Here is a 25113-nt window from a genome sequence, read left to right as displayed (position 1 = left end):
TAATCTCGGGGTATGTCGCCTTTGGTGGCCGTTGTTACGGATTCAACCGCTTACTTGGGGACGGTGCCCGGCGTGGCCGTGGTCCCCGTACAGGTGATCGCCCACGCCCCCCGGGTGGCTGTGCCTGCTTCCGGCCGACCCGCCCGCACCTCGGCCCTCAGCCCCAGCCAGGGCCCTTCCAGCTTCGCCCGCTCTGGTACGAACCCCTCCGAACCAGCCTCCACCTCTACCCCCGCCGAACCCCGACCCCTCGCACCCACGGCACCTGCCACGCCCCCCAATCGCGCGGAAGGGACCGGAGCCGGGGGAGGGTCCGGACCCGGGGGAGGTGCTGGATCCGGGGAAGCCATCAGCATCGACGGGGGCTCATTCGCCATCGACGAGGGCTCTTTCACCGGCGACCTCATCTCCGCCACCACCTCCCGCCCTTCTCCGGCCCGCTTCGCCTCCTGCTACGCCGACCTCGCGGCAGCCGGCGCAACGGCCATCGTCTCGATCCACCTCTCGGCCGAACTGTCAGGCACCGTCGAGTCCGCCCTGACCGCCGCCCGCACCGCCCCCGTCCCGGTGGAGGTGATCGACAGCCGCTCGATCGCGATGGGCCTCGGCTACCCGGTCCTGGCCGCCGCCCACGCCGCCGCGGCAGGCGCCTCCCAGGAGGAAGTGGCCGCCGCCGCCAGAAGAAGCATGCGCGACACCCGCACCCTCTTCTACGTGGACACCCTCGACTACCTCCGCCGCAGCGGCCGCATCGGCACAGCCGCCTCCCTCTTCGGCTCCGCCCTCATGATCAAGCCCCTGCTGCACCTGACCGACGGCCACATCGCCCTTTTGGAGAAGGTCCGCACGTCGTCCCGCGCGATAGCCCGCCTGGAAGACCTGGCCGTCCAGACCGCAGGAGAGCGAATCGTGGACGTAGCGGTGCAACACCTGGCAGCCAGCTCTAGAGCCGAGGCACTGGCGGAACGCCTGCACAAACGGATTCCAGGCCTGAGAGACCTCCGCGTGGTCGAGGTGGGCGCGGTGATCGGCGCCCACGTAGGCCCCGGCATGCTCGGCCTAACCGTCACCTCCGCAAACCACTAATACCCTCCTCCTCCCCACCCACCACACCACCTCTCCCCTCCGCCCCGACCGCTCACCGAATCCGGCGCTCCGGTCCTCGATCGCTCACCGGGCCCGTCGCCTGGATCTCTGACCGCTCACCGGGCCTGTCGCCTGGATCCCTGACCGTTCAGCGGGCCCGTCACCTGGATCCTCGACCGCCTATCGAGCCCGTCACCCGGATCGCCGACCGCTCCCCGAATCCGGCGCTCCGATCCCCAGCCACGCCCACCGAACCGAGCGCTACCATCCCCAGCGGTCCATCCAGTGTGGCGCCACCATCCACAGCCATCCGGCACCCACCATCCAGCCACGCACGGAATCCGACCGCACGATCCCAGCTACACACCGAATCCAGCGCCACCATCCCCAGCCACCCACCGATTTCCCTTCCACACTCCACAGCGCCTCACCGACCCCCTCCCACAATCCACAGAACCGCGCTCGGCCCCATTGCATGACCCGGCCACGCATACTTTCGTCGCCGTGCGAACCCCCGACCCCACGGCAGAGCGCGCCATAGCCGAGTCCCGGCTACGTTCGATCACCGCTCCAGCCCGCCGCCCCCGCCGCACCATCGGCCGCCCTCCGTGGGGCACGGGCACCACGCCACGCCCGGCAAAGCACCCCTACCCGCCCCAGGAGACGCAAGGCCAGGCACAAGCGTCCCAAACAGACCCCGCCCCAACTCCACACCCCCGCAACGCCGCCGCAGTCATCCCCCACAGCAACGCCAACATCACCACCGACCCGCCCCCACCCCACCCCCAACCCACAGCACCTCCGCCCTCAACCCCACAGTCACCCAGCGAGCAGTCCTGGGACGCGAGCCCGCTTCACGAGCAGCCACCGGACGAGCACTCAGTACACGAGCACCCCTCAGCCGAGCATCCAGACAGCGTCTGGTCACCACGCGAGCCTTCACCCACCAAGCGACCCTCAGGCGAGCAGCCCCTGAGCGAGCCCCCAAGCAGCGAGTGGCCACCGCACGAGCATCCGGGCAGCGTGTGGCCACCGCACGAGCATCCAGGCAGCGTGTGGCCACCGCACGAGCATGCGCCCACCAACCGGCCCTCGGGCGAGCGATCAGCGGCGGCGCAGCATCGAAGCGACACTCCGCCCGCTCAGCACTGGCCAACCACAACACCGCACGACCCCCTACCGGCCGCCCCCTTGCCTGCCCCTATCCAGGCGCTACGCAAGGCCATCGCCTCACAAGCCCCAGCAGCCCTCGACCCAGGCAGGCCCGGCCTACGCGTCCTCCTCGCAGTGGCCGTGCTGGCGACAGCCGTGGCCGCCTTCTTCCTCTGGCAGTCAAAGCCCTCACCCCAGCCCCTGCCGCCCCCCACCCCCATGACTCAGATCGCCCCGACCCCCAAACCCCCACCCTCGGCGACCACCGCGGTCACCATCCACGTCACCGGCAAGATCCGCAACCCAGGCGTCTACCGACTCCCCACAGGCTCCCGAGTAGCGGACGCGGTCACAGCCGCAGGAGGAGTGTCCCGCACCGCCTCAACAGGCTCACTGAACCTGGCCAGACGCCTGATCGACGGCGAGCAAATCGTCGTGGGCGCCCCCGCTGGCCAGCAGCCTCAACAGCCCCTCCCTGCCGCCGACCCCGCCACAACGGTGCTCGACCTCAACACGGCGACCACCGACCAGTTGGAGCAGCTCCCGGGCGTAGGGGAGGTCCTGGCAGCACGCATCACCGAGTTCCGCACCAACCGAGGCGGCTTCACCACAGTCGACCAGCTCCGCGAAGTCACAGGCATCGGCCCCCGAAAATTCGAGGAGATCAAACCGAAGGTCCGGGTGTGACATGCCCATCCCCCTTCCCCAACACGACGACACTCCTCACCAACATCACCCTCCCACCGCGCCCACGCATGAGCGCGACACTCTCTCCCTCGCCCCACAACATGACGACGCCCCTCAGCACGACAACCACCCTCCTGCCGTGCGCACGCATGCATGGCCCCTCGCCCTCCCCTCTGTGGCAGCCTGGGCCAGCGCTCTGATCAGCCTCACCGGCCCACCCCTCACAGGCATGATCATCGCCACCACAGCAGCCATCACCGCCGCAGCCACAGCTTGGCTCACAAAGTCACCCTCACCGCCCCACCCCCACCCCCACTCCCATCACCACCGCCACGCGCACCCCAACGCCACTCGCACCTCCGCCCACCAACCAGCCTTGCGCTCCCTGGCCCACACATGCCCCCCGAGCGCCCCGGTCCGCCTGTACACCCTGAGCACCCCGGTCGGCCCAGCTCGTCCATACGCACTCAGCCGCTCTTCCCGTCCACACCGGAAAGCCCGCCCGCCTCGCCCCGCCCGTCCGGGGTCATTGACCCACTTTGCCCACCCACACCCAGAAGGCCGCCCTGCTCGCCCGCGCCGGCCGAGCCGCTCTGCCCGTCCCTGAGCACTGCCCCGCTCTGCCCACCCACACCCGGAAGGCCCTCCCGCTCGCCCGCACCCGCCGAGCCGTTGTGCCCGTCAGTGCGCAGTGACCCGCTCTGCCCACCCGAGCCGGGGAAGCCGCCCTACCCACCCACACCTGGAAAGCCGCCCTGCACCTCTGTCGATCCGCTTTGCCCACCCACCCCGGGGAAGCCGCTTTGCCCACCCACACCCCAGGAGCCGCCGTACCCGCCCGCCCGCATGGGGCGGCCCCGCTCCCAGGAACCGCTCTGCCCACCCGCGCCCACCCCGTCAACCCACCCGACACCCAGTGCCCAGAGCGCCACCGCACACGGCACTACCGCACGCAGGAGGTGGTGGCGCGGCGCGGAGAGGGCCGCAAGCTGGCGCAACATCCTCATAGCCACCCTCATCTGCACAGCCGCCGCCTCGGCCGCAGTCGCCCTCCGCATCCATGCCCTGACATCGAGCCCAGCAGCGGAACTGGCCGGTCAGAACGCCACCATCACCGCCGTCATCACCCTGACCGGCGACCCGGAACGCCGCCCCAACAGGAACTCCCGCTTCACCCAGGAAAGCTACGTAGTCTCCGCAGACCTCAAGCTCATCCAGACACCCACGACCAGGCAAGCGGTCAACGTCCCCATCACGGTCTTCGCCACCGGCCGCGCCTGGGCCTCGCTCCTGCCGACCCAGGACGTGGAAGTTACCGGGCGCCTCGCGACACCGACACCCGGCACCCTGGAAGCGGCGACCATGCTTGCCCGAACCCCGCCCCGAGTCCTGACACCCCCTTCCACCCTCCAAACAGCGGCCGGCAGCCTCAGAGCGGGCCTCCGATCCGCCGCCGACGTGCTCCCTCCCGACCAGCGCGGCCTCCTCCCGGGCCTGGTCGTCGGAGACGTCTCGCGCATGGACCCGCAGGTGACCGCAGACCTCAAGGAAGCAGGCCTGAGCCACCTGAACGCCGTCTCGGGAGCCAACCTGGCGATCGTCGCGGGAGCGGCCCTCGCGCTCTCCCGCCTGATCGGCCTCCCCCTTCCCCTGCGGGCGATCTTCGCCGCCGTGGCGATGCTCGCGTTCACGGTGGTCGCCCGCCCGTCCCCGAGCGTGCTCCGAGCTCTCCTCATGGGCCTGGCCGCCGCCGTCGCCATGGGCACCGGTCGCTCGAAGGACGGCCTCGCGGCCCTGTCGGCCACGGTCCTCTTCCTGGTCCTGTTCGCCCCAGACCTGGCCCGCTCGTACGGCTTCGCCCTCTCGGTCACGGCCACCGCCGGCATCCTCCTCCTCGCTCCCCGCTGGCGAGACAAGCTGTCAGGCACCTCAGAAAAGGACGGCCCCCCAGAAGAGCCGCCCCGCGCCCAGGGCTCGGAAGATGAGCGCACAACGGGCGAAGGTCGAGACGGCACGCCTGGCTTGGGGTCGGGCGGCACCCCAGGCGCGGAGCGGGGCCACGTATTGGCTGTGCACGAGGGCGATGCGCTCGGCGTGAGGCGAGGCGACGCGTCGGCCCTGCACCGGGGCGGGACGCCTGGCATAGGGCGAGGTGGCACGGCAGGTGCGAGGCGAGACGAGATGTCCGCTGTGCGGCGGGATGAGATGCCTGATGTCGCGCGAGGTGACGTATCGGCTGGGCAGCGGGGTGGGGCACCTCGTGTGGGGCCAGATGACGTATCGGCTAGGCAGCAAGGTGGGGTGCCTCGTGTGGGGCGAGGCGACGCGTCCGGACAAGGGCCAGGTGATCGGTCGGGCATCGGGCCAGGTGGGGTGTCGGGTGCGAGGCCAGGTGGGGTGTCGGGCGCGAGGCCAGGTAGGGCGTCCGGCGCGAGGCCAGGTGGGACGTCGGATGCGGGGGCAGGTGGGGTGTCGGGTATGAGGGCAGGTAAGGGGCAGGCCGGTGTTCGATGGCTCTTTAGTCGGCCGTTGCCTCGGTGGATGGCTGAGGCCGTGGCTGTGCCGGCGGCGGCGCAGTTGGCTGTGACGCCGGTTCTGGTGTTGATGGCGGGGCAGCTCACCCCCGTCGCGCTGGTGGCGAACCTGCTCGTCGCTCCGGCGGTGGCTCCGGCCACGCTGCTCGGTTTCGGTGCCGCGCTGGTGGCGCCGCTGTGGCCGGATGCCGCGCAGGTTCTGGTGATCACGGCTGGGTATGCGGTCGGGTGGATCATCATGGTCGGTCGGTGGTCGGTGGGGTTGCCCTTCGCCACCCTGCCATGGCCTGCTGGTTTGCCGGGGCTCGGGCTGCTGCTGGTGACCTTGGTCGTGGCGGTGCCCGTTCTGAGGCGTCGTGCCTGGCGGGCGGTGGCGTTGACGGTGGTCGTTGCCGCGCTGGTGGCGGTCCTCGTGATTCGGCCCGTCGTTGGTCCCTGGCCGCCCAAGGGGTGGTTGATGGTGATGTGTGATGTGGGGCAGGGGGACGGGCTTGTCGTGGCCGCGGGGCCGGGGCGGGGGGTCGTGGTCGATGCGGGGCCGGATCCGGTCGTGATGGATCGGTGCCTGCGTAGGGTCGGTGTCGAGGACGTACCGTTGCTCGTTCTTACCCACCCGCACGCTGATCACGTGGACGGCCTGCCGGGCGTTCTCAGGGGGCGGCGGGTCGGAGCGGTGGTCGTCAGTCCACACCGGATCCATGAGGGGTCCGGGGCTCGGGTCTGGGCCACGCTGGCGCGCCACCACATTCCCGAGTGGACGGTGGCGCCGGGGACGCGCTGGCGTTTCGGGCCGTCGGAGCTGACCGTGCTGGCGCCGGATCTCGCCAGGGGGGAGATGAGCGGGCAGAGCGAGGGGAGCACGATCAACAATTCGAGTGTGGTCCTGCACGTGCGGTGGCGTGCCGGGTCGATCCTGCTGGGCGGCGATCTGGAGACGGAGGCTCAGGACGAGTTGCTGCACCGGTTCCCCGTACGGGCCGACCTCCTCAAGACACCGCACCACGGCTCGAACAGGCAGTCCCCGGCCTTCCTGGCGTCGCTGGGTGCGCGGGCGGCGTTGATCAGTGTGGGAGCCGGCAACGACTACGGTCATCCGGCCATGTCCACGCTGGCCCTCCTCCGGGGCCTCGGGCTCACCGTCCACAGAACGGACCAGTCCGGAGACCTCGCCGTCGTCGAACGGGAAGAAGGAGGGATGGCGGTGGTCTCACGCGGACCGTAGGGCGCCCTGGGCGGCGTCATGGCGGTTACTTCGGCAGGGTCATGGTGGGGGGTGGGGTGGGTGGGTGGCTGGCGTGGTTTCGTGCAGGCCGTTGGGTGGGTGGCTGGCGTGGTCTCGTGCGGGCCGTTGGGTGGGTGGCTGGCGGGTCTCGTGCGGGCCGTTGGGTGCGGTGGGGGTTGGCGGCTTCTGGGGCGTCGTGGTGGCCGGTTCGACCGGGCCACGGCGTGTTGGGTGGCCGGTGGTGGTCTCGTGTCGGCCGGTGTTCTGGGCGTCGTGGCGGTGGCTTTGGGCCAGCCTGGAGTGTGTGGTGGTAGTGGTTTCCCACGGTCGTCGTGAGGCGCGGTCGTGAGGCGCGGTCGTGAGGCGTGGTGGTTTGGTGCGGTCGTTTGGCGCGGTCATGGCGTGGTGGTCTGGCGCGGCCCTGAGGTCGTTGGTCTCCTCGGCTATGGGGTCAGTGGTCTCGTGTGGGCGTGGGGTGTGAGGGTTCCGTAACGTTTGTTGGATAGCGCCGCTTCGCAGGGACCCAATTCGTATGTGCCGGCGCGTTCGATCCTGATAAAAGTCCTTGTCGTCCCCTGGAAACTCGTCGGCCAAGTGTGTCAATCCCATGTTCGCGACGACGGTGATTCGTTGTGTCCGAAAATGGCCTCGCCTCAGTGGCCTGCCGAGGTGGTGGCGGAAGTGGTCCATCGAGGTTCTTGGGGAGACGATCGTTATCCCTATTTCGTGCGAGGCCGTATTCGTATTGACAAATGGCGGGCACGTAAGTAACTCTGGCCATCGGCTTCGGGGGGCCGTCGGCCTGCCCGAGTGAACTTATTCAGCTGCTGCAAGACAGCCGCGGGCATCTGATCTTCGTCCGTGGGTTCGCCGTGCGCGAATACGTTCTGCCGGGATCCGCTGGTGCGATGTCGATCTCGGCGGCAGACCATTCACATGGGGGTAGGTAATGTCCCAGGAACTTGTCGTCCTGGTTAACCCGAATAAGCTGCACCCGCCGATCACGCCGTACGCGCTCGATATTCTGACCACTTCCCTGGAGGCCGCCGGGTTCCGGGTGGAGGTGCTCGATCTCACGTTCCGGAGGGACGACTGGCGGAGCGCGGTCGAGGAGTTCTTCGCCGATCGCAAGCCGTTGCTCGTGGGGATCACGATCCGTAATACCGACACCATCTATCCGCAGGAGCAGCGGGTGTTCCTGCCGGAGCACCGCGAGATCATCCAGGCCATCAAGGCGGTGTCGAGCGCGCCGGTCATCGCGGGTGGGGTGGGGTTCTCGTCGATGCCGTTCGCGCTCGTCGACTACTTCGGCATCGACTTCGGGGTCAAGGGGCCGGGGGAGATCATCATCTCCAGGCTGGCGAAGGCGCTGGCCGGCGGGGTTTCGCCGCGTACGGTGCCCGGCCTGATCATCAATACGGGCGACGGCGTGACGCGGGTGCCGGGCGACGGTGTGTGGGTGTCGGAGCTGCCGTTGCGGCACGAGCTGGAGGGGCGGGCGGAGTTCGCGAACCGGGAGACCGCCTACACCCGCCGCTCGGGCGAGCCGTGGAAGGTGGACAACCTGAAGTACTACCAGCGCGGCGGGCTCGGCAACATCCTCACGAAGAACGGCTGCCCGTTCGCCTGCACGCACTGCGTGGAGCCGGACGCCAAGGGCAACCGGTTCGCGCGGCGGCGGCCGGAGAAGGTCGTGGACGAGATGGAGGCGCTGACCGGGCAGGGCGTGTTCGACCTGCACACCACCGACAGCGAGTTCAACCTCAACATCGGCAACAGCAAGGCGATCCTGCGGGAGATCGTGCGCAGGAAGAACGCGGACGCGTCCTCGCCCCTGCACCGGCTGAGGTTGTGGATCTACTCGCAGCCGGCGCCGTTCGACGAGGAGTTCGCGGAGCTGCTGGCGCAGGCCGGCTGCCGGGGTGTGAACGTCGCGCCGGACCACGTCCGTGAGGACATCCTCAAGGGCTGGAAGGTGACTTCTGGCGGCGCCCGCTACTACACCTTCGACAACACCCGCGAGGTGTGCCGGCTCGCGAACAAGTACGGCATGCTGACGATGGTCGAGGTCATGGCGGGCATGCCGGGCGAGACGTGGGAGACGCTGCGCGAGTGCGTGGACGCCATGCTCGCCCTCGACGCCACTGTGGTGGGCTTCACGCTCGGCATCCGGCTGTTCCCGTACTCGCCGCTGGGCATCGAGTTCGCCCGGCGCAGCGCCGGCGTCCGCACCGTTCCTGGCGTGCAGTCGAACACGGCGACCAGGCCCATCACGATCCGTCCGATCGAGAGCTGCGCGAGCGTGGTGGAGTACGAGCGCCAGTTCATGTTCGACGAGGACGGCGAGCTGCGGCCGCTGTACTACTTCTCCCCGGACCTGCCGGAGGACAAGGAGACGATGGGCCTGCCCAACGGCCGCTGGCTGCGTACGGTCGAGATGTTGTGGAAGTACATCCCCGAGAAGGACCACCCGCGGGTGATGCTGCCCACCGCGCCCGGCCTGACCAAGGACGACAACAACTACGCCGACAATCCGTTCCTCACCTGCCTGGTGCAGATGGGGTACAAGGGCGCGTTCTGGTCGCACTGGCGGCAGCGGGACGAGATCCTGCTGGAGGCCGCCGCGCGGGGCCTGACCGCCGAGGTCGTGGGCTGACGATGCGACCGGCGCCGATCTACCGCGACCTGTTCTGCCAGATGTACGGCGTCGCCGCGCCCGCGGTCGTGCTCGGCGAGATGATCCACTGGTGGGCGATCGTGCGGGAGGCGGGTCTGGGCGACCAGAAGCTGCACCGGCAGACGGCGTACGTGCCGGCAGGCTACTTCTACGCCACCCACGTGGACGCGCCGGACGCCCGCACCGTGCGGGAGGCCCGGGAGCGGGCCGCGGACCTCGCCACCGACTGGGTGCTGTACCCGGTCGTCAAGGCGGCCGACGACACCGGGGCGCTGCGGGCGGCCGGGTTCACGCCGATCCCGTGGTTCGTGGGGGCCGACTACCGGGTGCGCGACGGGGTCGACGAGGACCTGCGCGGCCAGCTCGGCAAGAACCGGCACGGTGATCTGCGCCGGGCGGCCCGCCGCGCCGCCGAGCGGTACGACCTGGAGCTCGTCTCGTTCCCCGACATCACGGAGGAGCACCTGCTGCTGTTCGACCGGCTGCACCGGCTGAACCTGCGCAAGTACGGTCACCAGCACAACCACCTGTCGCTGCCGGCGCTCAGGGCGATGCTCCGGACGCCGCTCGGGGCCGGGCTGCACCTGTACCTGCGCCGCCCGCTGGAGGGCGGCCCGCCGGTGCAGGCGGGCCTGAACCTGGTGGAGGACGGCGGGCGCACCATGTCGTTCGTCGCCCAGGGCATCGACCACGCGGTGGTGCCGAGCAGCCAGAACCTGTACAAGGCGTGGTTCTACGAGATGTTCCGGCGGGGCGCCGACATGGGCGTGGACACGTTCGTCCTCGGCAGGGGTGCCGAGCTGAACAAGCTCGACATGGGGGCGAACACGTTCTACCTGCTGGAGAACCATCTGGGGCCGGTCGGCGACCGGGAGACGGGTGAGGTGGAGCGGCTGCGGCAGCGGTTGCGCGCCGGGTTCGAGGAGATCGGGGCGCGGCTGGCGGCGAACATGGCGCAGCGGCGGGCCGCGAACGCGTTCGAACTGCGGTGGTGAGATCGCGGTGACGCCGATCCGATGGTGAAGGTGGTGAGGGCCGCGGTGGCGCGGGGGCCGGTGGGCAAGCTGCCCAGGCTGTTCTGGGTGCTCTGGTCGGGCACGCTCATCAACCGGGCCGGCTACGTCGTGCAGCCCTTCCTCGCGATCTACCTCTCCGGCCGCTGGCAGCTGTCCCCGGTGCTCATCGGCACGGTCATCTCCACGTTCGGCGCCGGGGCGATGCTGTCGCCGATCCTCGGCGGGCAGCTCGCCGACCGGGTGGGCCGCCGCCGCATGCTGATCGCGGGCATGCTGGCCAGCGCGGGCACGATGCTGCTGATCCCGTTCGCCACGCACGTCGTCGCCATCGCGCTGGCGGTGGGCGTGTACGGCCTGGCCGTCGACCTGTACCGGCCGGCGGTGTCGGCGCTCGTCGCCGACACCGTCGCCCCGGCCGACCGCTCGCGCGCGTTCGGCCTGCTCTACTGGGCGGTCAACCTGGGCACGGCGGTCGCCGGCGTGGCGGGCGGGTGGCTGGCGACGAGGTCGTTCTGGCTGCTGTTCGCCATCAACGCCGTCGCCTGTCTCAGCTTCGCGACCATCGCGGCCCGGCTGGTGCCGGCGGACCTGCCGAGGCCGCGGCGCACCACGTGGACGCGGTTCACGATGGCGGACGGGCTGCTGGTCAGCCTCACTCTCGCCTTCTTCCTCTGCGCCTGCCTGCTGGTCCAGGCCTACGTGGCTCTGCCGATCGTCATGACGGGGCAGGGCTTCGACTCCTCCGCCTACGGCCTGGTGCTGGCCGTCAACCCGGTGGTCGTGGTGGTGCTGCAGCCGTTGCTGCTGCGCCGGCTGACCGCGTTGCCCCCGCTGGCCGTCTTCGCCGCCGCCATCGCGCTCACGGGCGCCGGTTTCGGCCTGACGGGGCTGGCCGCCACCATGCCCGCGTACGCGGCGACGGTGCTGGTCTGGACGGTGGGGGAGATCGCGGTGGCCGCCGTCGGCCCGGCGCTGGTCGCGGAGATCGCCCCGCCCGACATGCAGGGCCGCTACAGCGGCTTCTTCAACGCCGCGTACGGCGCCGCCAGCCTGGCCGGGCCGGTGAGCAGCAGTTTCGTCCTGCAAGAACACGGTGCCACCGCGTTGTGGACGGCCTGCCTGGTCACCGGCGCCGCCGGCGCGGGCATCGCCATGGCGCTCGCCCCGGCCCTGCGGCGCCGGCGGCTGAGCCTCTCCGTCACAGAACACGCTCCAGAGCAGGAGTCATAGATATGGATCCGCTGCGGCACGACCTGTCCCGGCGCCAGATGCGCATGATCGGCATCGGCGGCGCCATCGGGACCGGGCTGTTCCTCGGCTCGGCCGCGGCGATCGCCACGGCCGGGCCCGCCGTCGTCGTCTCGTTCCTCATCGGCGGCGCGGTCGCCCTGACGCTGGCGTACGCGCTGTCGACCATGGTCGCGGCCTATCCGGGGGTGCACGGGTTCGGCGGGCTGGCCCACCGGTTCCTCGGCCGCGGCCCCGCCTTCGTGCAGCGCTGGTGGTACTGGGGCGCGCAGGTGGTCAACGTCGGCAGCGAGGCCCTGGCGGCGGGCATCTACGTGCGGCTGTGGTGGCCGCAGCTGCCGCTGTGGGTGCCGGTCGCGGTGATCGCGATCGTGGTGCTCGCCGCGAACGCGCTCACGGTCCGGGTCTTCGGCGAGTTCGAGTACTGGTTCGCGATGATCAAGGTGGTCGCGATCCTGCTGTTCATCGGTCTCGGCGTCGCGGCGATCTTCTTCGGGCTGCCGGGTTCGCCGGCCATCGGCCTGTCCGGCTGGACGGATCACGGCGGGTTCGCCCCGTTCGGGCTGCCGGGGATCTGGCTGGCGATGGTCCTGGTTTTCTTCAGTTACATGGGCACCGAGAGCATGGCGATCGCCGCGGGCGAGGCGCGTGACGCCCGCCGCGACGTGGTCGCGGCCACGCGCGGCGTGGTGGTGCGGCTGCTGCTGTTCTACGTGCTCGCCACCGCGGTCGTCATCTCGGTCGTGCCGTGGACGGACGCGGGCGGCACCGTCACGGCCAGCCCCTTCGTGCGGTTGTTCCAGTACGCCGGGATCCCCGCCGCCGTGCACATCATGAACGCGGTGGTCCTGGTGGCGGCCGTCTCGGCCATGAACACCAACGTCTACCTCACCAGCCGCACCCTCTACCAGCTCTCCGTGACCCGGCACGCGCCGGGGGTGTTCGCCCGGGTCAACCGCCGGGGCGTGCCGCTGAACGCGCTCCTCTTCTCGGGGCTGGGCCTGGTGCTGGCCTCGCTGCTGGCCGCGTTCGCCCCGGGGCAGGCGTTCCTCGCGCTGGTCGGCCTCGCGCTCGGCGGCGCGGTGCTCACCTGGGTGCTGATCCTGGCCACCTACCTCGCGTTCTGGCGCGCCCACCCGGAGCGCCGCTCACCGAGGGGGAACCTGCTCGCCGCCGGATCGGCCCTGTCCATCCTCGTGCTGCTCGGGGTGCTCGCCACGATGAGCGTGACGGAGACGTTCGCGACGCCCACCCGGCTCGGCGCGCCCCTGCTGCTCCTGGTCGTGGTGGCCGCCGTCGCCCACCGCCTGCTCGGCCGGCGGGCCGGCCCGGAGCCGGGGCCCGAGGAGCTGTCGCCGGACCCCGCCGCGGCGGGGCCCGCCCGGTAGGATCGCCCGGTGACGTCGCCGGAAGATCTGCTCCGGGCGTCCGGGGCGCCCTTCAAGCTGCACGAGCACGTGCCGATCGTCGGACGGCACGACGCCGAGACCAAGCTCGGCCTGCCCACCCCCATGATGCTGAAGACCATGGTCTTCCGTACGGTGGACGGCACCTTCGTCCTGGCCGCGCTGCCCGTGACCGGGCGGGTCGGGTACGCCCGCCTGGCCAGGGCGGCAGGCGTGCGCCGCGACCGGCTCCGCCAGGCCGCGCCCGAGGAGCTGCGGCTGCTGGGCGTGCAGCCGGGCGGCGCGAGCCCGGTGTGCGACGCCGACGGTGTCGTGATCGTGTTCGACGCCTCCGTGCCGGGGATGGGCACGGTCTACTGCGGCAGCGGGCGTCCCGACCGGACCATCGAGATCGACGCGGACGTGCTCATCGACGTCGTCAAGCCCCGCCTGGCAGAGCTGTGCCAGTGATCGAGTACCACGTTGTCGGTGGCGCATGGCATGCTGCCTGACATGGCGGGAACCGATGCAGCACCTGTGACCCTGGTCGTCGGCGACGAGGAGTTGCTGGCCGAGCGGGCGGTGAGCGGGGTCGTGGCGGCGGCGCGGGCCGCCGATCCCAGCGCGGAGGTGCACGACCTGTTCGGGAGCAAGGTCACGACGGGGGAGCTGGCGCAGCTCACCTCGCCGTCGCTGTTCGGCGACCGCTCGGTGGTGGTGATCAGGTCGGCCCAAGACCTGTCGAAGGAGGTCATCGCCGAGATCGTCGCCTACACCAAGCAGCCCTCGGAAGACACCGTGATGGTGCTGTCGCACCCGGGCGGGGTGAAGGGGAAGGCGCTGGTCGACGGGGTGAAGAAGGCCGGCGCCAAGGTGGTCACGGTCAGCAAGGTCACCAAGGCGGGGGAGCGGCTCGACTTCATCAAGGGCGAGTTCAAGCGGGCCGGGCGGAGCATCTCGGGCGACGCGGCGCAGGCGCTGCTCGACGCCGTCGGCAACGACCTGAGAGAGCTGGCCGCCGCGTGCAGCCAGCTCGTGTTCGACACCGACGACAAGACGATCGGCGCGGCGGCGGTGGCCCGCTACCACAAGGGGCGGGCCGAGGTCACGGGCTTCAACGTCGCCGACTCCGCCGTCGAGGGGCGGCTGGCCGAGGCCCTGGAGCAGCTCAGGTGGGCGCTGGGCACCGGGGTCGCGCCGGTGCTGCTGGTCAGTGCGCTGGCCGGCGGGCTGCGCTCGCTCGCCAAGGTGGGCAGTGCGCCGCGCAACCTGCGGGGCGGGCAGCTCGCCAGCCATGTCGGCATGCCGCCGTGGAAGGTCGATCGGGTCAAGCGGCAGCTCAACGGGTGGGGGCCGGAGGGGTTGTCGCGCGCGATCCAGGCGGTGGCCAGCGCCGATGAGCAGGTCAAGGGCGGGGGCGCGGATCCGGCGTACGCGCTGGAGCACACGGTGCAGGTGATCGTGGCCAGCCGCACCGGCCGGTAGCGATCAGCGGGTGCCTTCCGCCTTCAGCAGGAGCTGCTTGAGCAGGGTGTCCAGCACGTCCTGATCCGCGGCCGACAGGGCGTTGACCATGGCGGCCTCCACCTCGGCCCGGATGGTCATCGCCTCGAACCAGAGGTCCTTGCCCTTGGGGGTGAGCTCGACGTCCACCCGGCGGCGGTCGGAGGCGCTGCGGACGCGGCGCACGAGCCCCGTGCGCTCCAGCGTGTCGAGGCGGCCGGTCATCCCGGCGGGTGAGAGCAGCAGGTCGGCGGCCAGCTCCGACGGCGTCGCAGACCCGCCGCGCGCCACGAGGCGGTGCAGCGTCTCGAACTCGTAGTCCTGCATGCCCACCTCCGCCAGCGCCGCCTCCTTCGTGTGGGACAGGTGCTTCACGAGGAACTGCATCCGCGTCACGATCGCCTCCACCCGCTCGTCGAAGGGCGCCTTGCCGCGCCAGCGGGCCAGATGGCGATCGACCGAGTCCTCCATGGCAGCGATCATACGCCAGCAAGTATTTTGTTGACGAAACATTCGCTGGCGAAATATCGTCTTTGCCCATGATGTCACGGCTTCTGCTGGGGCGCTGCCTGTCCGCCCTGGCCACGGCGCTCATCCCGACCACGCTCACCCTGGCGGTGCTCCGGGCCGGCGGCGACGGCGGCGCGCTGGGGATCGTGCTGGCCAGCGAGCTGGTCCCGCTGCTGGTGCTGCTGCCCGTCGGCGGCGTGGTGGCCGACCGGGTCAGGCCCGAACGGCTCGCGCTGGCCGCCGACCTGACCCGCTGCCTGTCGCAGGCGGCCATCGCGGCCGAGCTCCTGCTGGGCGTGCACCGCCTGCTCGACCTCGCCCTGCTGTCGGCCGTGGCGGGGGCGGCCATCGCGTTCGGCAGCCCGGCGGTGCCCCGGCTGGTGATCGCGGTCGTGCCCGCCCCCGACCGGCTGCGGATGAACGCGCGCATCGGCGTGGCCACGAGCCTGTCCACCGTGGCGGCCCCGGCCCTGGCCGGGACGGTCACCGTGGCCGCCGGCCCCGGATGGGCGGCCGGGCTCACGGCGGTGCTGTTCGCCTGCTCCGCCGTGACCCTGGGCGGCGTCCGGACCTCCGGCGAGGGGGCGGGAGCGCGGCGGGCGTTCCTGGCAGACCTCGCGGGAGGCTGGCGGGAGGTCAGGACGCGGCCCTGGTTCCTGGCGGCCGTGCTCGGCCACGGCGTCTGGCACTTCGTGGCCGGGCTGTTCCTGACCCTCGGCCCCGTCATGGTGGTGCGGCACCTGGGCGGCGGCGAGGCCGGCTGGACGCTGATCGTGCAGGGCGGGACCGTGGGGATGGTGCTGGGCGTGTTCGCCGCCCCCAGGCTGCCGATCCGGCGCCCGCTGGCCGTGGTGCAGGCCGGCGCCGCGGCCTACCTCCTGCCCATGGTGGCCCTGGCCGCGGGGGCGCCCGTGCCGGTGCTGGCGGGGGCGTACTTCGTGGCCATGTTCGGGCTGGGGCTGCTCAGCCCGCTGTGGGAGACGGTGGTGGCCGAGGAGGTGCCGGAGGGCGCGCTCGGGCGGGTGCGCTCGTTCGACCAGCTCATCTCGTTCGCGTCGCGGCCGTTCGGGCTGGCCGTGGCGGCGCCGCTGGCCGGGCTGACCGGGGTGGCGGCGCTGGCGGTCACCGGCGCGGTGCTGGTCGCCGCCGCCAACCTGGTCGCGATCGCCTGGCAACCGGCGGCCTCCGACCGGCGGCCGGAGCCCGTGCCGCCGACCTGATCGCGATCGCCTGGCAACCGGCCGCCCCCGACCAGGGGCCGGAGCCCGTCAGGTCAGCGCGGCCTCGCGTACGACGCCGTCGCTGATCTCCAGCACCCGGTCGGCCAGCGTCATCAGGCTCGGGTCGTGCGTGGCCACCAGCGCCGTGACCCCCTCACTGCGGACGACCGCCCGCAGCAGCTCCATGATCTGCCGCCCCGTCTGCGAGTCGAGCTGCCCCGTGGGCTCGTCGGCCACCAGCAGCCGGGGCCGGTTGGCCAGGGACCTGGCGATCGCCACCCGCTGCCGCTGCCCGCCCGACAGCTCGTACGGCCGCTGGTTGACGTGCTGCTCCAGCCCCACGAGCGCGAGCAGCATCCGGACCCGGGCCTCGCGCTCCGCGACGGGCGTGCGCCGCAGCCGCATGGGCACGCCCACGTTCTCGGCCGCCGACAGCACGGGGATCAGCCCGAACGACTGGAACACGAACCCGATCACGTCCCGGCGCACGGCCAGCAGCTCGTCCTCCGGCAGGGACGTGATCTCGCGCCCGTCCACCACCACCCGCCCGGCGTCCGGCCGGTCGAGCCCGCCGATCTGGTTGAGCAGGGTCGTCTTCCCCGAGCCGGACCGGCCGCGGACCGCGACCAGCTCGCCGGCCCGGACGGAGAACGACACGTCCCGCAGGGCGACGACCTCCTTGGGCCCGCTCCGGTACACCTTGCGCAGCCCTTCCACCACGACCAGGGGCGCGTCAGTCATTCGAGGGCTCCTCTCGGGCGGGCCACACGCCGATGTGGTCGGATTCGAGCTCCAGGCGCACCCGGCGTTCCATGTGGAGGGCGTTCATGAAGTCGCGGGGGAGCTGCAGGCGGCCGACGCGGTCGAGCACGGCGTACTCCTCGGCGATGATCTGTCCTTCTGCGCCCTCGCGCCGCAGCGTCTCGCTGCTGGTCCGCCCGTCGCGGATGCCCACCGTCCGGTCCACCTGCTCCGACACCAGCGGGTCGTGCGTCACGATGACCACGGTCACCCCCAGCTCCCTGTTGGCGGTGCGCAGCGCGTCGAACACCTGCTCCGACGTCTCGCTGTCCAGCTCGCCCGTCGGCTCGTCGGCCAGGATGAGCTGCGGGGAGTTGGCCAGGGCGACGGCGATGGCCACGCGCTGCTGCTCGCCGCCGGACATCTCGGGCGTCCGGCGGCCGGCGCAGGAGGCGACGCCGAGCAGCTCCAGCAGCTCCATGGCGCACCCCTTGCGGGCGGCGCCGGCCAGCTTCATCGGCAGTTCGACGTTCTCCCGCGCGGTCAGGTACGGCAGCAGGTTCCGCGCCGTCTGCTGCCAGATGAACCCGACGACGGAGCGCCGGTAACGCAGCCGGTCCTTGGCGCTCATCGACAGCAGGTCCATCCCGGCCACCCGGGCCACGCCGGCGGTCGGCACGTCCAGCCCGGACAGCACGTTGAGCAGCGTCGACTTGCCCGACCCCGACGCGCCGACGATGGCGACCAGCTCGCCCTTGTCGATCACCAGGTCGAGCCCCTGCAACGCGACGACCTCGACGCCCTCGGTCTTGTAGATGCGGACGAGGTTGTCGCACACGATGTGCGCGTCGCCGCCGAACGCGGCGGACGGCCGGGTGGCCTTGGCTTCCAGCTCGGACAGGGTCGGGTTCATGGGAGCTCTCCCACTCGGAGGACGGCGCCCAGGCTGCGGCGCCGGCTGATGGCGGTGTGCGCGTACGCGCCGAGCACGGCGACGCCGGCCAGCCCGGCCGCCAGCGCGCCGGGCAGGAGCAGGCCGGGCGAGTAGTCGCCGACGGGCAGGTCGCCCGCGTACGACGACAGGTCCACGCCGGGCCCGAGCGCGGCGGGCAGCCCGAGGCCCAGGCCGAGCCCGACCAGCGCGGTGAGGAGGATCATGGGCAGGATCTCCAGCACGGTCAGGCGCTGCGCCTGCCGCTCCGACAGGCCGAGCGTGCGCAGGAACGACACCGCCCGCGCCCGGTCGGCGGCCCCGATGACCAGCGACAGGACGACGGCGATCAGCGCGTACGCGGCCAGCGCGACCGTCACGATCACCAGCGTCCAGCGCACGGTGGCGGTCAGCGGATCGTCCTGGATGGCCCGCAGAGCGCTCTCCTGCGAGGTGACGACGGCCGACGGGACCAGGCGCGCCAGCTCGGGGAGCGCGACGTCGCCCTGGATCAGCAGCGTGTTCACGGCGGGCCGCACCTGCACGCCGATGGGCACGACCATGAACTTGCCGTGTGTGTAGAAGCCCGGCACCGACTCGATGACGCCGCGCGTGGCCAGCTTCACGCGTGACTGCCAGCCGATCTCGATCGTGCCGCGCCCGCGCAGCTCGGGGGAGACGAGCGCGCCGTCGGACAGCGGCGGCAGCCCGACGGGGGCGCCGTCGAGGAGGTCGCGCCACTGGGTGACGTCCACGGCGATGGCGTCGGCCCGCTCCGCGCCGTACCCGACCTGCACCCGCCCCGTCTGGGCGGGCACCACCCGCTCGACGCCCGCCAGCCGGCGCACCCGCTCGATCGCCTCGGCCGGGATCTCGCTCTCCGACGTCACCCTGACCGGCGCGCCGACCTGCTGCCAGGACGCCGTCCGCTGCGTGGTCGCGATCCCGTCGGACACCACGGCCGCGAACACGGACACGCCCAGCGCGGGCAGCAGGATCAGCACCGGCAGCAGGCTCCCGGAGCGCGCCCTGGAGGCCCTGGTCAGCCCCAGGAACGGCACCGCCGCCCGGCCGCGCGCGGCCAGCCGCACAAGCAGCCGCAGCGGGTACGGGTAGCAGCGCAGCGTGATCAGCGCCGCCGCGATGGTCAGCGCGACGGGCACGACGAGCAGGAACGGATCCTGCCCGCCCGCCGCGCTCAGCCCGCGGGCCCGCAGCAGGTACGCCCCCGCCAGCGCCAGCACCACGACCAGCACCTCGAGCGTGACCCGCCGGGCCGAGGGCCGCGCGGTGGCCACGTCGTCACGCCGCTCGTGCAGGGGCGCGCGGTGCGTCAGAGCTGTGCGCGCCCCGGCGTAGGCGAGCGCGACGACGACCACGACGACCGGCCCGGCGTGCACGATCGGCAGCACGGGGCCGGGCACGAGGTACGACAGCGCGTACCCGGCCAGCGCCCCCGGAACGACCGCCAGCCCGGCCAGTGCCGCCGCGGTGCCCGCCACCTGCCGCAGCGACCCGCCGCGCGCCCGCGCCAGCCCCAGCGGGTGCTCCAGCTTGTCGGCGAGGAGCTGCACGGCCAGCACGATCACGCCGAGCGCCACCGCGAGCAGCCCGCCGAGCACGAGGTACATGACGGTCTGCGCGGTGGACAGCGCGGCCAGGAAGTCGCCGAGCAGCTTGGGCAGCGCGGTCTCCACGCGGTACGGGCTGCCGGTGGTCTGCAGCCCGACGACCCGCTCGAACTCGACGACCGCCGCCCGCAGCCCGGGCACGTCCATCGCGTCGGCCGCCCGCGCGTCGAGGGGCAGGACCCAGCGGTAGGTGAGGTTGCGTCCCTCACCGCTGAGCGCCGTCAGCCCGGCGTCGGACATGAGCGTGGTGATGTGCTTGACGTGGTCCTTGCCGCCGGGCGGCTGCTGCTCGATGACGTGCAGGACGTCGGCGTCGTGCGACCAGGAGCGGTCGCCGGGGTCCTTGGCGCGGAAGGCGCCGACGATCTTCACGGCGGCGTAGTCGTTCTCGCCGAGGGTGATCGTCTGGCCGAGCCGCAGGCCCATCTCGGGCAGGGCCTCCTCGACGATCCCGACCTCGAAGACGGGGATGGTGCCGCCCTCGTAGCGGGTCGTCGTGGGAGCGCCGGGAGCGCGTCCCTGGACCCAGTCGACGCGCCGGTCGGCGTCGGACAGCCAGCCCAGGTTGACGTACATGCTGCCGCTGGTGCCGGTGACCGGGGTGAGCTCGGTCTTGGCGCTCATGTGCCCGGCCCCGGTCGTCAGCGGGCGCAGCCCGGCGGGCACGATCTCGCGCCACAGGCGCTCGCGGGAGTCGAACTGGGCGCGTTCGCGCAGGTCCTCGGGCCGGCCGGAGGACTGCGTGGCCACGGTCAGGTCGGCCTGGACGGCGGGGGCGGCGGTCAGCGCGCGGCGCAGCGCCTCGTCGTACGAGCTTTGCGCCGCCCTGGGCAGGCCGGCGACCAGCACGCAGGCGCTCAGGGTCAGCACGAAGAGCACGGCCACCGTGCCCAGGTGCACCCGGGCGAGCAGCCAGGTCCTCACTGTTCCTCCCGGAGGCCGTGTCCCTGGCGGCGCAGGTGGCGCGCCAGCCCGGCGACGATCGCGAACAGCACCGCCGCCACCAGCGCCAGCATCACGCCGGTGGCCGTCCACGGGATGTCGAGCACGACGCCCGGCGTGACGGCCGCGGCCTGCCCGGTCAGCACGATGTGCGGCACGACCAGCACGCCGACGACGACCGCCAGCGCCGTGCCCGCGACCAGCGACAGCCCCACCACGAACGCCTGCTCCACGGCCAGCATGCCGAGCATCTGCCGGGAGCTGACGCCGAGCGCCCGCAGGATCGCGAACTCCGCCAGCCGTTCGCGCGCCGCGACCGCCGCGTTCACCAGGAACCCGAGCACCGCGAACACCAGCGCCGCGCCGAACCCCAGCATCAGCGCCCCCTGCAGCCCGCTGGCCAGCGGGTCGTCGCGCAGGGCGGCGGCCAGTGCGCGCTGGTCGAGCGCGGTGACGTCCCACTCGGGGTGCCCGCCGAGCGCGGCCACGGCCGGGGCGGTGTCGCCGGCGGCCAGCCACCACTCGGTGGCGGGGCGGGGGAGCTGCGCCGCGGCCAGCTCGTGCGCCTGCATCGTCTGCCAGTCGACGAGCAGGGCCTGCTGCCCGGCCGGGGTCGTCGGCATCGTCTCCACCACACCGACGACCTTGACGGTCATGACCCGGCGGTCGATCGAGGCCCGCCCGGTCTGGCCGGTGCCCAGCTTGAGCGCGGCGGACAGGTCGGAGGTGAGCACGACGGGCAGCGGGCCCGGCTCGGACCGCCGGACGAAGGGGGCCGCCGAGGTCCCGCTGACGCTCATGGTGAGCGGGGGCGCCGCGACCTGCTGACCGTCCGCGCTCAGCGCGGTGACGGTCAGGCTCCCGGTGCTGTCCTCCTGCGCGCTGGCGACCAGGCCGAGCAACGTCAGCGGGTACGTGATCGTCCCGCTCCGTCCGGCCAGCGCACGCAGGTCCACCTCGACCCGGTTCGTGCCCTTCTTGAGCAGGCCGAGCGGCACGTCCCGCCAGACGCCGAGCCCGTCGGACAGCACCAGCCGCGCCGGCAGCTCGGTGCTCGCCTCGGCGGTCACGACGAGCCCGGCCGGCCGTCCCGGCAGGGCGAGCCCCGCCGCCCGCTCCCCGGCCAGGGCCTTCGACAGCTCGCCGACGCTCTGCTCCGACAGGTCGGAGCGCAGGTGGAACAGCTCGCCGAGCTTGCTCGCGTCGAGCGCGAGCAGCATCGCGTTCGTGCCGCTCACGTCGGTCTGCCCGCGGAAGCCGGGCGAGGCGGCCGTGACGCCGGGCAGCGCGGTGAACGCCGTGCCGCGCCCGAGCGCGCCCAGCTCGGGGCCGTCGGCGGGGCCCGACAGCCGCAGGTCGGCCCCGGCCTGGTGGCGCGCCTGGTCGAGCTGGGAGGAGCGCCAGGTGGCGGCGGTGGCCAGGGAGACGATGCCGATCGCGATCGCCATCGTGAGCAGCAGCGCGGGCCCGGCGTACTTGAGCGGCCGCCGGCTCACCTGCCACGCCCCCAGCGCGGGGGCGAGCGTGGGCCGCCTGGAGGTGATCCGCTCGGCCAGCCGCGACAGGCGCGGCACCAGCCGCAGCCCCAGCATGCCGCCCGTGAGCAGGGCCAGCGCAGGCCCGGAGATGATCAGCGGGTCGATGCCCAGCCCGCCGGCCGCCGTCGCGGTCACGGGCGCGCCGTAGCGCTGGAGCTGCCAGATGGCCAGCCCGGCCACGACCAGCAGTGCCAGGTCCGCGCCCGCCCGCTCGATCAGGCCGCGCCCGCCGCCGCGCCCGCGCGCCGACTGCTCCTCCACGTACGTGCGCCGCGCCCCCGCCAGCGCGGGCAGCACCAGCAGCACGGCCGCGGCCAGCGCCACCCCGAACGAGACGAGGAACGTCCCGGCGTCCGCCACCGGCGCCAGCCGCACGCCCGACGCCTTGATCCAGGGCAGTGCGTTGACCAGCGCGAGCAGCGGCGGCCCCAGGAACGGCGCGACGACCGCGCACGGCAGCGCCACCAGCAGCGCCTCGCCGCCCGCCAGCGCCGCCAGTCGCACCGTGCCCGCGCCGCGCGAGCGCAGCAGCGCCACCTCCATGCGCCGGTGGTCGGCCAGCAGTCGCGCGGTGAGCATCAGCGCGTACGCGGCCAGCAGCAGCAGTTGCAGCACCGGGATCAGCATGGTCGAGCGCGCCACCAGGGAGGCGGTGCCGAGCTGGGTGAGCAGGTCCGGCAGGCGGCTGGCGGCCACGCAGCTCCCGCAGCCGGCCGCCTTCAGCCGCTCCTCGACCTGCCCGATCGCGCCGGCCAGCGGGCGCAGCCGCTCGGGGGTGAGCGTGCGCAGGTCGGGCACGGCGGTCCAGGTCGCGTTGACGCTGGTGGCGAAGCGGGCCAGGAACGTCTCGCGGGTCACCATGAGCGGCCCGAACGTGGTGAAGTCGCCGCGCTCCACGCCCCGGCTGAGCAGTTGCTCGCCCGCCCAGCGCTCGCCGAACGGGTCGTCGATCTGGAAGACGCCGGCCACGCGGACGCGTACCGGGCGCGGGTCGAGCCGCCCCCGCGTGGTGAACTCCTGCCCGACCTCGAACCCGCTCGCCGAGGACGCCGACAGCGAGATCGCCACCTCCACCGGGTCGTCGCCGGGTTTCGGCCAGGCCCCCGCGACCAGCTTGGCGTGCCGGTCGAGCCCGTCGTAGCTGCCGAACCTGAGCAGGTCGGGCCGCTCGCGCCCCTCCTGGCCGGGCATGGCGTAGGAGTCGGAGCGGAAGCTGGTGGTCAGGGCGGGCGGGCCGGCGTAGGCGCGGGTCAGCTCGGCGCGCACGGCCTGGTCGAACCTGGGGAACGTCTCGGCGGTCACGGGGGAGCTGATGGTGGCCACGGTCTGGCTGTAGGAGGCGGTCTCCATCGTGCGGCGGACACCGGCCTCGGCGATGGAGGAGGCGTACATGGTCAGCGCCACCAGCGTGGTGGTGGCCAGCAGGATCGAGCCGAGCGCGGCCAGGAGGAGCAGCGGCTCGCTGAACGCCCTCTTGACGATCAACGGCCCCCGCATGTGCCCCCCTTTTACCCGTTTAGTGCACCTTCGAGCAGGGGGCGAAGCAGGGGCAAGGTGATCTTTACAACGGTGACGCACCCGATACGGGCGTGTGATATCGAAACTGTGACAAATGGGTGCGAAAACGCGAACGCCGCCCCTCGCGTTCGCGAGGCGCGGCGTTTCGGAGTGCCGTGCTTACCCGGCCGTGCTTACCTGGCCGTGCTTGCTCGCCGGATTACTTGGCGGCGGCCAGCGCGGCGGCCTGCTTGGCGATCGCCGACTTGCGGTTGGCGGCCTGGTTCTTGTGGATGACGCCCTTGCTGACGGCCTTGTCGAGCTGACGGGCGGCAGCCCGCTGCAGCGCGGTGGCCTGCTCGACGTCGCCCTGCTCGGCGGCCTCGCGGAACTTGCGGACCGCCGTCTTCAGCGAGGACTTGACTGCCTTGTTGCGCAGACGAGCCTTCTCGTTCTGCTTGTTGCGCTTGATCTGGGACTTGATGTTCGCCACGAAGAAGCCTCGGTGAAAGTCTGAAGTGATGGACGGGGCGCGCGGGCTCGAGAGAGGGCGCGCCACACGCAGTTGCCCAGGTTACCAATAACTCAGGCGGCTGCTCAAATCAACGCCACCGCGTCATGTACTCGCGCCAATCCTCCTCGGTGGCCGCGAAGTCCACATAGAGGGCCAGCCCGAACCGCTCGCGGCGGCCGTGCTCCGTCAGCGCCAGCCTGGCGCCCTCGGCGGCCATCGCGACGCTCTCCGCCTCGTCCGCCCATGCTATGCCGTGGTCGTGGTAGGCCGGGGCGCCGATGTAGAGGGCCTTCGACTCGGGGACCAGGTCGAGGGCGAGGGCGGCCTGGCGGGCGACGTAGCCGCCGTAGAGGGACTGTGCCGGGGTGAAGGAGTCGTACGTCATGATCGCCACCTGGTCGACGCGGGCCACCACTTGCCGGAAATATCCCTCGGACCAGTACTTGTCGTGACCCAGGACCGCCCGGGCGGTCAGGCGCATGCCCAGGTACGGCTCGATCTGCGGGGTGGAGGTGGACAGGAGCTTCGTGTGCCGCCTCGTCCGGTCGAGGAGGTCGAGGAAGGCGGTGTCGCCGTCGCCGATGGGCTCGAAGTTGTAGTGGATGCCGTCGTAGCCCTGCTTCATGATGGCGGCGACGCCGGCCAGGACGTTCTCGCGGGCTTGGGGGTCGTCGAGGTCGAGGCCGTTCTTGACGGCCTGGCCGAGCCAGGCGGAGACGCGGAGGCCCGGTAAGTGCTTTCGCACCCATTGAACGAAATTTCCGGCGTTGGGATATTTAGCGGGATCTAGGCGGCCGTCCCACTCGAAGGGGCCGGAGTGGACGTACAGGTCCTTGATGCCCGTGGCGCGCAGCCGTACGGCGAGCCGCTCGACGTCCTGCTCCGTGCGGCGGCCGTCCACCCAGGCGTGGCCCAGCCATAAGGCGTCGTTCCCGGTGCTCTTCGCCCAGGCTGCCGGCGCACCGGTAAACTGGATGCGGAGCGCCGCGGCGAGAAGGCCGCCCAGCGCGACCGCGATGGCCAAGGCAAGCGCGAGCAGGCGCAGGCCGCGGCGGATGACGGTTCGGGCAATCACCCGG

The 25113-nt window shown here is 72.0% G+C and carries 17 protein-coding genes and 1 pseudogene; 11 read left to right on the top strand and 7 right to left on the bottom strand.

Annotated elements, in window-relative coordinates; all coding sequences use genetic code 11:
* Nucleotides 1-12: 12 nt before the first annotated feature.
* From KIS93_RS48150 to holA, 10 genes and pseudogenes are all read left to right on the top strand, one after another.
* Complete coding sequence (locus KIS93_RS48150) at nt 13-1086, top strand: DegV family protein (RefSeq protein ID WP_080041974.1); 1074 nt, start codon at nt 13-15, stop codon at nt 1084-1086.
* A gap of 1371 nt (nt 1087-2457) precedes the next feature.
* On the top strand, nt 2458-2925 hold the full coding sequence (locus KIS93_RS48145; RefSeq protein ID WP_155128388.1) for a ComEA family DNA-binding protein: 468 nt from the start codon (nt 2458-2460) through the stop codon (nt 2923-2925).
* Nucleotides 2926-3078: 153 nt separating this feature from the next.
* Nucleotides 3079-4845: pseudogene (locus tag KIS93_RS68520) on the top strand (ComEC/Rec2 family competence protein); the annotation flags it as partial.
* A gap of 621 nt (nt 4846-5466) precedes the next feature.
* Entirely contained in the window at nt 5467-6681 is a 1215-nt protein-coding gene (locus tag KIS93_RS48135) for a ComEC/Rec2 family competence protein (protein WP_230466555.1), read from the top strand.
* A 949-nt stretch (nt 6682-7630) separates the two neighbouring features.
* Nucleotides 7631-9337, top strand: coding sequence for a tryptophan 2-C-methyltransferase (tsrT, locus tag KIS93_RS48130; protein WP_080041972.1), 1707 nt, complete (start codon nt 7631-7633; stop codon nt 9335-9337).
* Nucleotides 9338-9339: 2 nt separating this feature from the next.
* Nucleotides 9340-10353 (top strand): GNAT family N-acetyltransferase, encoded by a 1014-nt coding sequence (locus tag KIS93_RS48125; protein WP_080041971.1) that lies wholly within the window; start codon nt 9340-9342, stop codon nt 10351-10353.
* 21 nt (nt 10354-10374) lie between these two features.
* The gene (locus tag KIS93_RS48120) at nt 10375-11604 is read left to right on the top strand and encodes an MFS transporter (RefSeq protein WP_080041970.1); all 1230 of its coding nucleotides are present in this window, start codon (nt 10375-10377) and stop codon (nt 11602-11604) included.
* Between the two features lie 2 nt (nt 11605-11606).
* Complete coding sequence (locus KIS93_RS48115) at nt 11607-13010, top strand: amino acid permease (RefSeq protein WP_080041969.1); 1404 nt, start codon at nt 11607-11609, stop codon at nt 13008-13010.
* A gap of 9 nt (nt 13011-13019) precedes the next feature.
* Nucleotides 13020-13478: an aminoacyl-tRNA deacylase gene (locus KIS93_RS48110; protein WP_080041968.1), complete on the top strand. Its 459-nt coding sequence runs from the start codon at nt 13020-13022 to the stop codon at nt 13476-13478.
* 42 nt (nt 13479-13520) lie between these two features.
* Nucleotides 13521-14492, top strand: a complete 972-nt coding sequence (holA, locus tag KIS93_RS48105) for a DNA polymerase III subunit delta (protein ID WP_080047135.1) — start codon at nt 13521-13523, stop codon at nt 14490-14492.
* Nucleotides 14493-14495: 3 nt separating this feature from the next.
* On the opposite strand, the gene KIS93_RS48100 is transcribed toward holA, so the two are convergent.
* Entirely contained in the window at nt 14496-14981 is a 486-nt protein-coding gene (locus tag KIS93_RS48100; RefSeq protein WP_080041967.1) for a MarR family winged helix-turn-helix transcriptional regulator, read from the bottom strand.
* Between the two features lie 68 nt (nt 14982-15049).
* On the opposite strand from KIS93_RS48100, the gene KIS93_RS48095 reads away from it, so the two are divergent.
* Nucleotides 15050-16240 (top strand): MFS transporter, encoded by a 1191-nt coding sequence (locus tag KIS93_RS48095; protein WP_155128386.1) that lies wholly within the window; start codon nt 15050-15052, stop codon nt 16238-16240.
* A gap of 48 nt (nt 16241-16288) precedes the next feature.
* Here the strand turns inward: KIS93_RS48095 and KIS93_RS48090 are convergent, their stop codons facing one another.
* The 6 genes from KIS93_RS48090 to KIS93_RS48065 form a co-directional block, all read right to left on the bottom strand.
* Complete coding sequence (locus tag KIS93_RS48090; RefSeq protein ID WP_080041966.1) at nt 16289-16981, bottom strand: ABC transporter ATP-binding protein; 693 nt, start codon at nt 16979-16981, stop codon at nt 16289-16291.
* Nucleotides 16974-17894: an ABC transporter ATP-binding protein gene (locus tag KIS93_RS48085; RefSeq protein ID WP_080041965.1), complete on the bottom strand. Its 921-nt coding sequence runs from the start codon at nt 17892-17894 to the stop codon at nt 16974-16976. Before KIS93_RS48085 ends, KIS93_RS48090 begins: the two co-directional genes overlap by 8 nt.
* The gene (locus KIS93_RS48080) at nt 17891-20467 is read right to left on the bottom strand and encodes an FtsX-like permease family protein (RefSeq protein ID WP_080041964.1); all 2577 of its coding nucleotides are present in this window, start codon (nt 20465-20467) and stop codon (nt 17891-17893) included. Before KIS93_RS48080 ends, KIS93_RS48085 begins: the two co-directional genes overlap by 4 nt.
* Nucleotides 20464-23520, bottom strand: a complete 3057-nt coding sequence (locus KIS93_RS48075; RefSeq protein WP_080041963.1) for an ABC transporter permease — start codon at nt 23518-23520, stop codon at nt 20464-20466. The genes KIS93_RS48080 and KIS93_RS48075 overlap by 4 nt, the downstream gene beginning before the upstream one ends.
* Before the next feature lie 220 nt (nt 23521-23740).
* Complete coding sequence (rpsT, locus tag KIS93_RS48070) at nt 23741-24013, bottom strand: 30S ribosomal protein S20 (RefSeq protein ID WP_080041962.1); 273 nt, start codon at nt 24011-24013, stop codon at nt 23741-23743.
* Nucleotides 24014-24122: 109 nt separating this feature from the next.
* Entirely contained in the window at nt 24123-25109 is a 987-nt protein-coding gene (locus tag KIS93_RS48065) for a glycoside hydrolase family 18 protein (protein WP_080041961.1), read from the bottom strand.
* Nucleotides 25110-25113: the final 4 nt, after the last annotated feature.

It is taken from the genome of [Actinomadura] parvosata subsp. kistnae (genome assembly GCF_900323885.1).
GTDB classification, from domain to species: Bacteria; Actinomycetota; Actinomycetes; order Streptosporangiales; family Streptosporangiaceae; genus Nonomuraea; species Nonomuraea composti.
Note: the sequence above shows the minus strand (reverse complement) of the source record. Positions and strands in the feature narration are given on the sequence as shown.

What these genes read in the sequence shown, in the direction of transcription:
- KIS93_RS48150 (WP_080041974.1), top strand. Translation starts at nt 13, where the DNA reads ATGTCGCCTTTGGTGGCCGTTGTTACGGATTCAACCGCTTACTTGGGG.
- KIS93_RS48145 (WP_155128388.1), top strand. Translation starts at nt 2,458, where the DNA reads ATGACTCAGATCGCCCCGACCCCCAAACCCCCACCCTCGGCGACCACC.
- KIS93_RS48135 (WP_230466555.1), top strand. Translation starts at nt 5,467, where the DNA reads ATGGCTGAGGCCGTGGCTGTGCCGGCGGCGGCGCAGTTGGCTGTGACG.
- tsrT (WP_080041972.1), top strand. Translation starts at nt 7,631, where the DNA reads ATGTCCCAGGAACTTGTCGTCCTGGTTAACCCGAATAAGCTGCACCCG.
- KIS93_RS48125 (WP_080041971.1), top strand. Translation starts at nt 9,340, where the DNA reads ATGCGACCGGCGCCGATCTACCGCGACCTGTTCTGCCAGATGTACGGC.
- KIS93_RS48120 (WP_080041970.1), top strand. Translation starts at nt 10,375, where the DNA reads ATGGTGAAGGTGGTGAGGGCCGCGGTGGCGCGGGGGCCGGTGGGCAAG.
- KIS93_RS48115 (WP_080041969.1), top strand. Translation starts at nt 11,607, where the DNA reads ATGGATCCGCTGCGGCACGACCTGTCCCGGCGCCAGATGCGCATGATC.
- holA (WP_080047135.1), top strand. Translation starts at nt 13,521, where the DNA reads ATGGCGGGAACCGATGCAGCACCTGTGACCCTGGTCGTCGGCGACGAG.
- KIS93_RS48100 (WP_080041967.1), bottom strand. Translation starts at nt 14,981, where the DNA reads ATGGAGGACTCGGTCGATCGCCATCTGGCCCGCTGGCGCGGCAAGGCG.
- KIS93_RS48095 (WP_155128386.1), top strand. Translation starts at nt 15,050, where the DNA reads ATGATGTCACGGCTTCTGCTGGGGCGCTGCCTGTCCGCCCTGGCCACG.
- KIS93_RS48090 (WP_080041966.1), bottom strand. Translation starts at nt 16,981, where the DNA reads ATGACTGACGCGCCCCTGGTCGTGGTGGAAGGGCTGCGCAAGGTGTAC.
- KIS93_RS48085 (WP_080041965.1), bottom strand. Translation starts at nt 17,894, where the DNA reads ATGAACCCGACCCTGTCCGAGCTGGAAGCCAAGGCCACCCGGCCGTCC.
- KIS93_RS48075 (WP_080041963.1), bottom strand. Translation starts at nt 23,520, where the DNA reads ATGCGGGGGCCGTTGATCGTCAAGAGGGCGTTCAGCGAGCCGCTGCTC.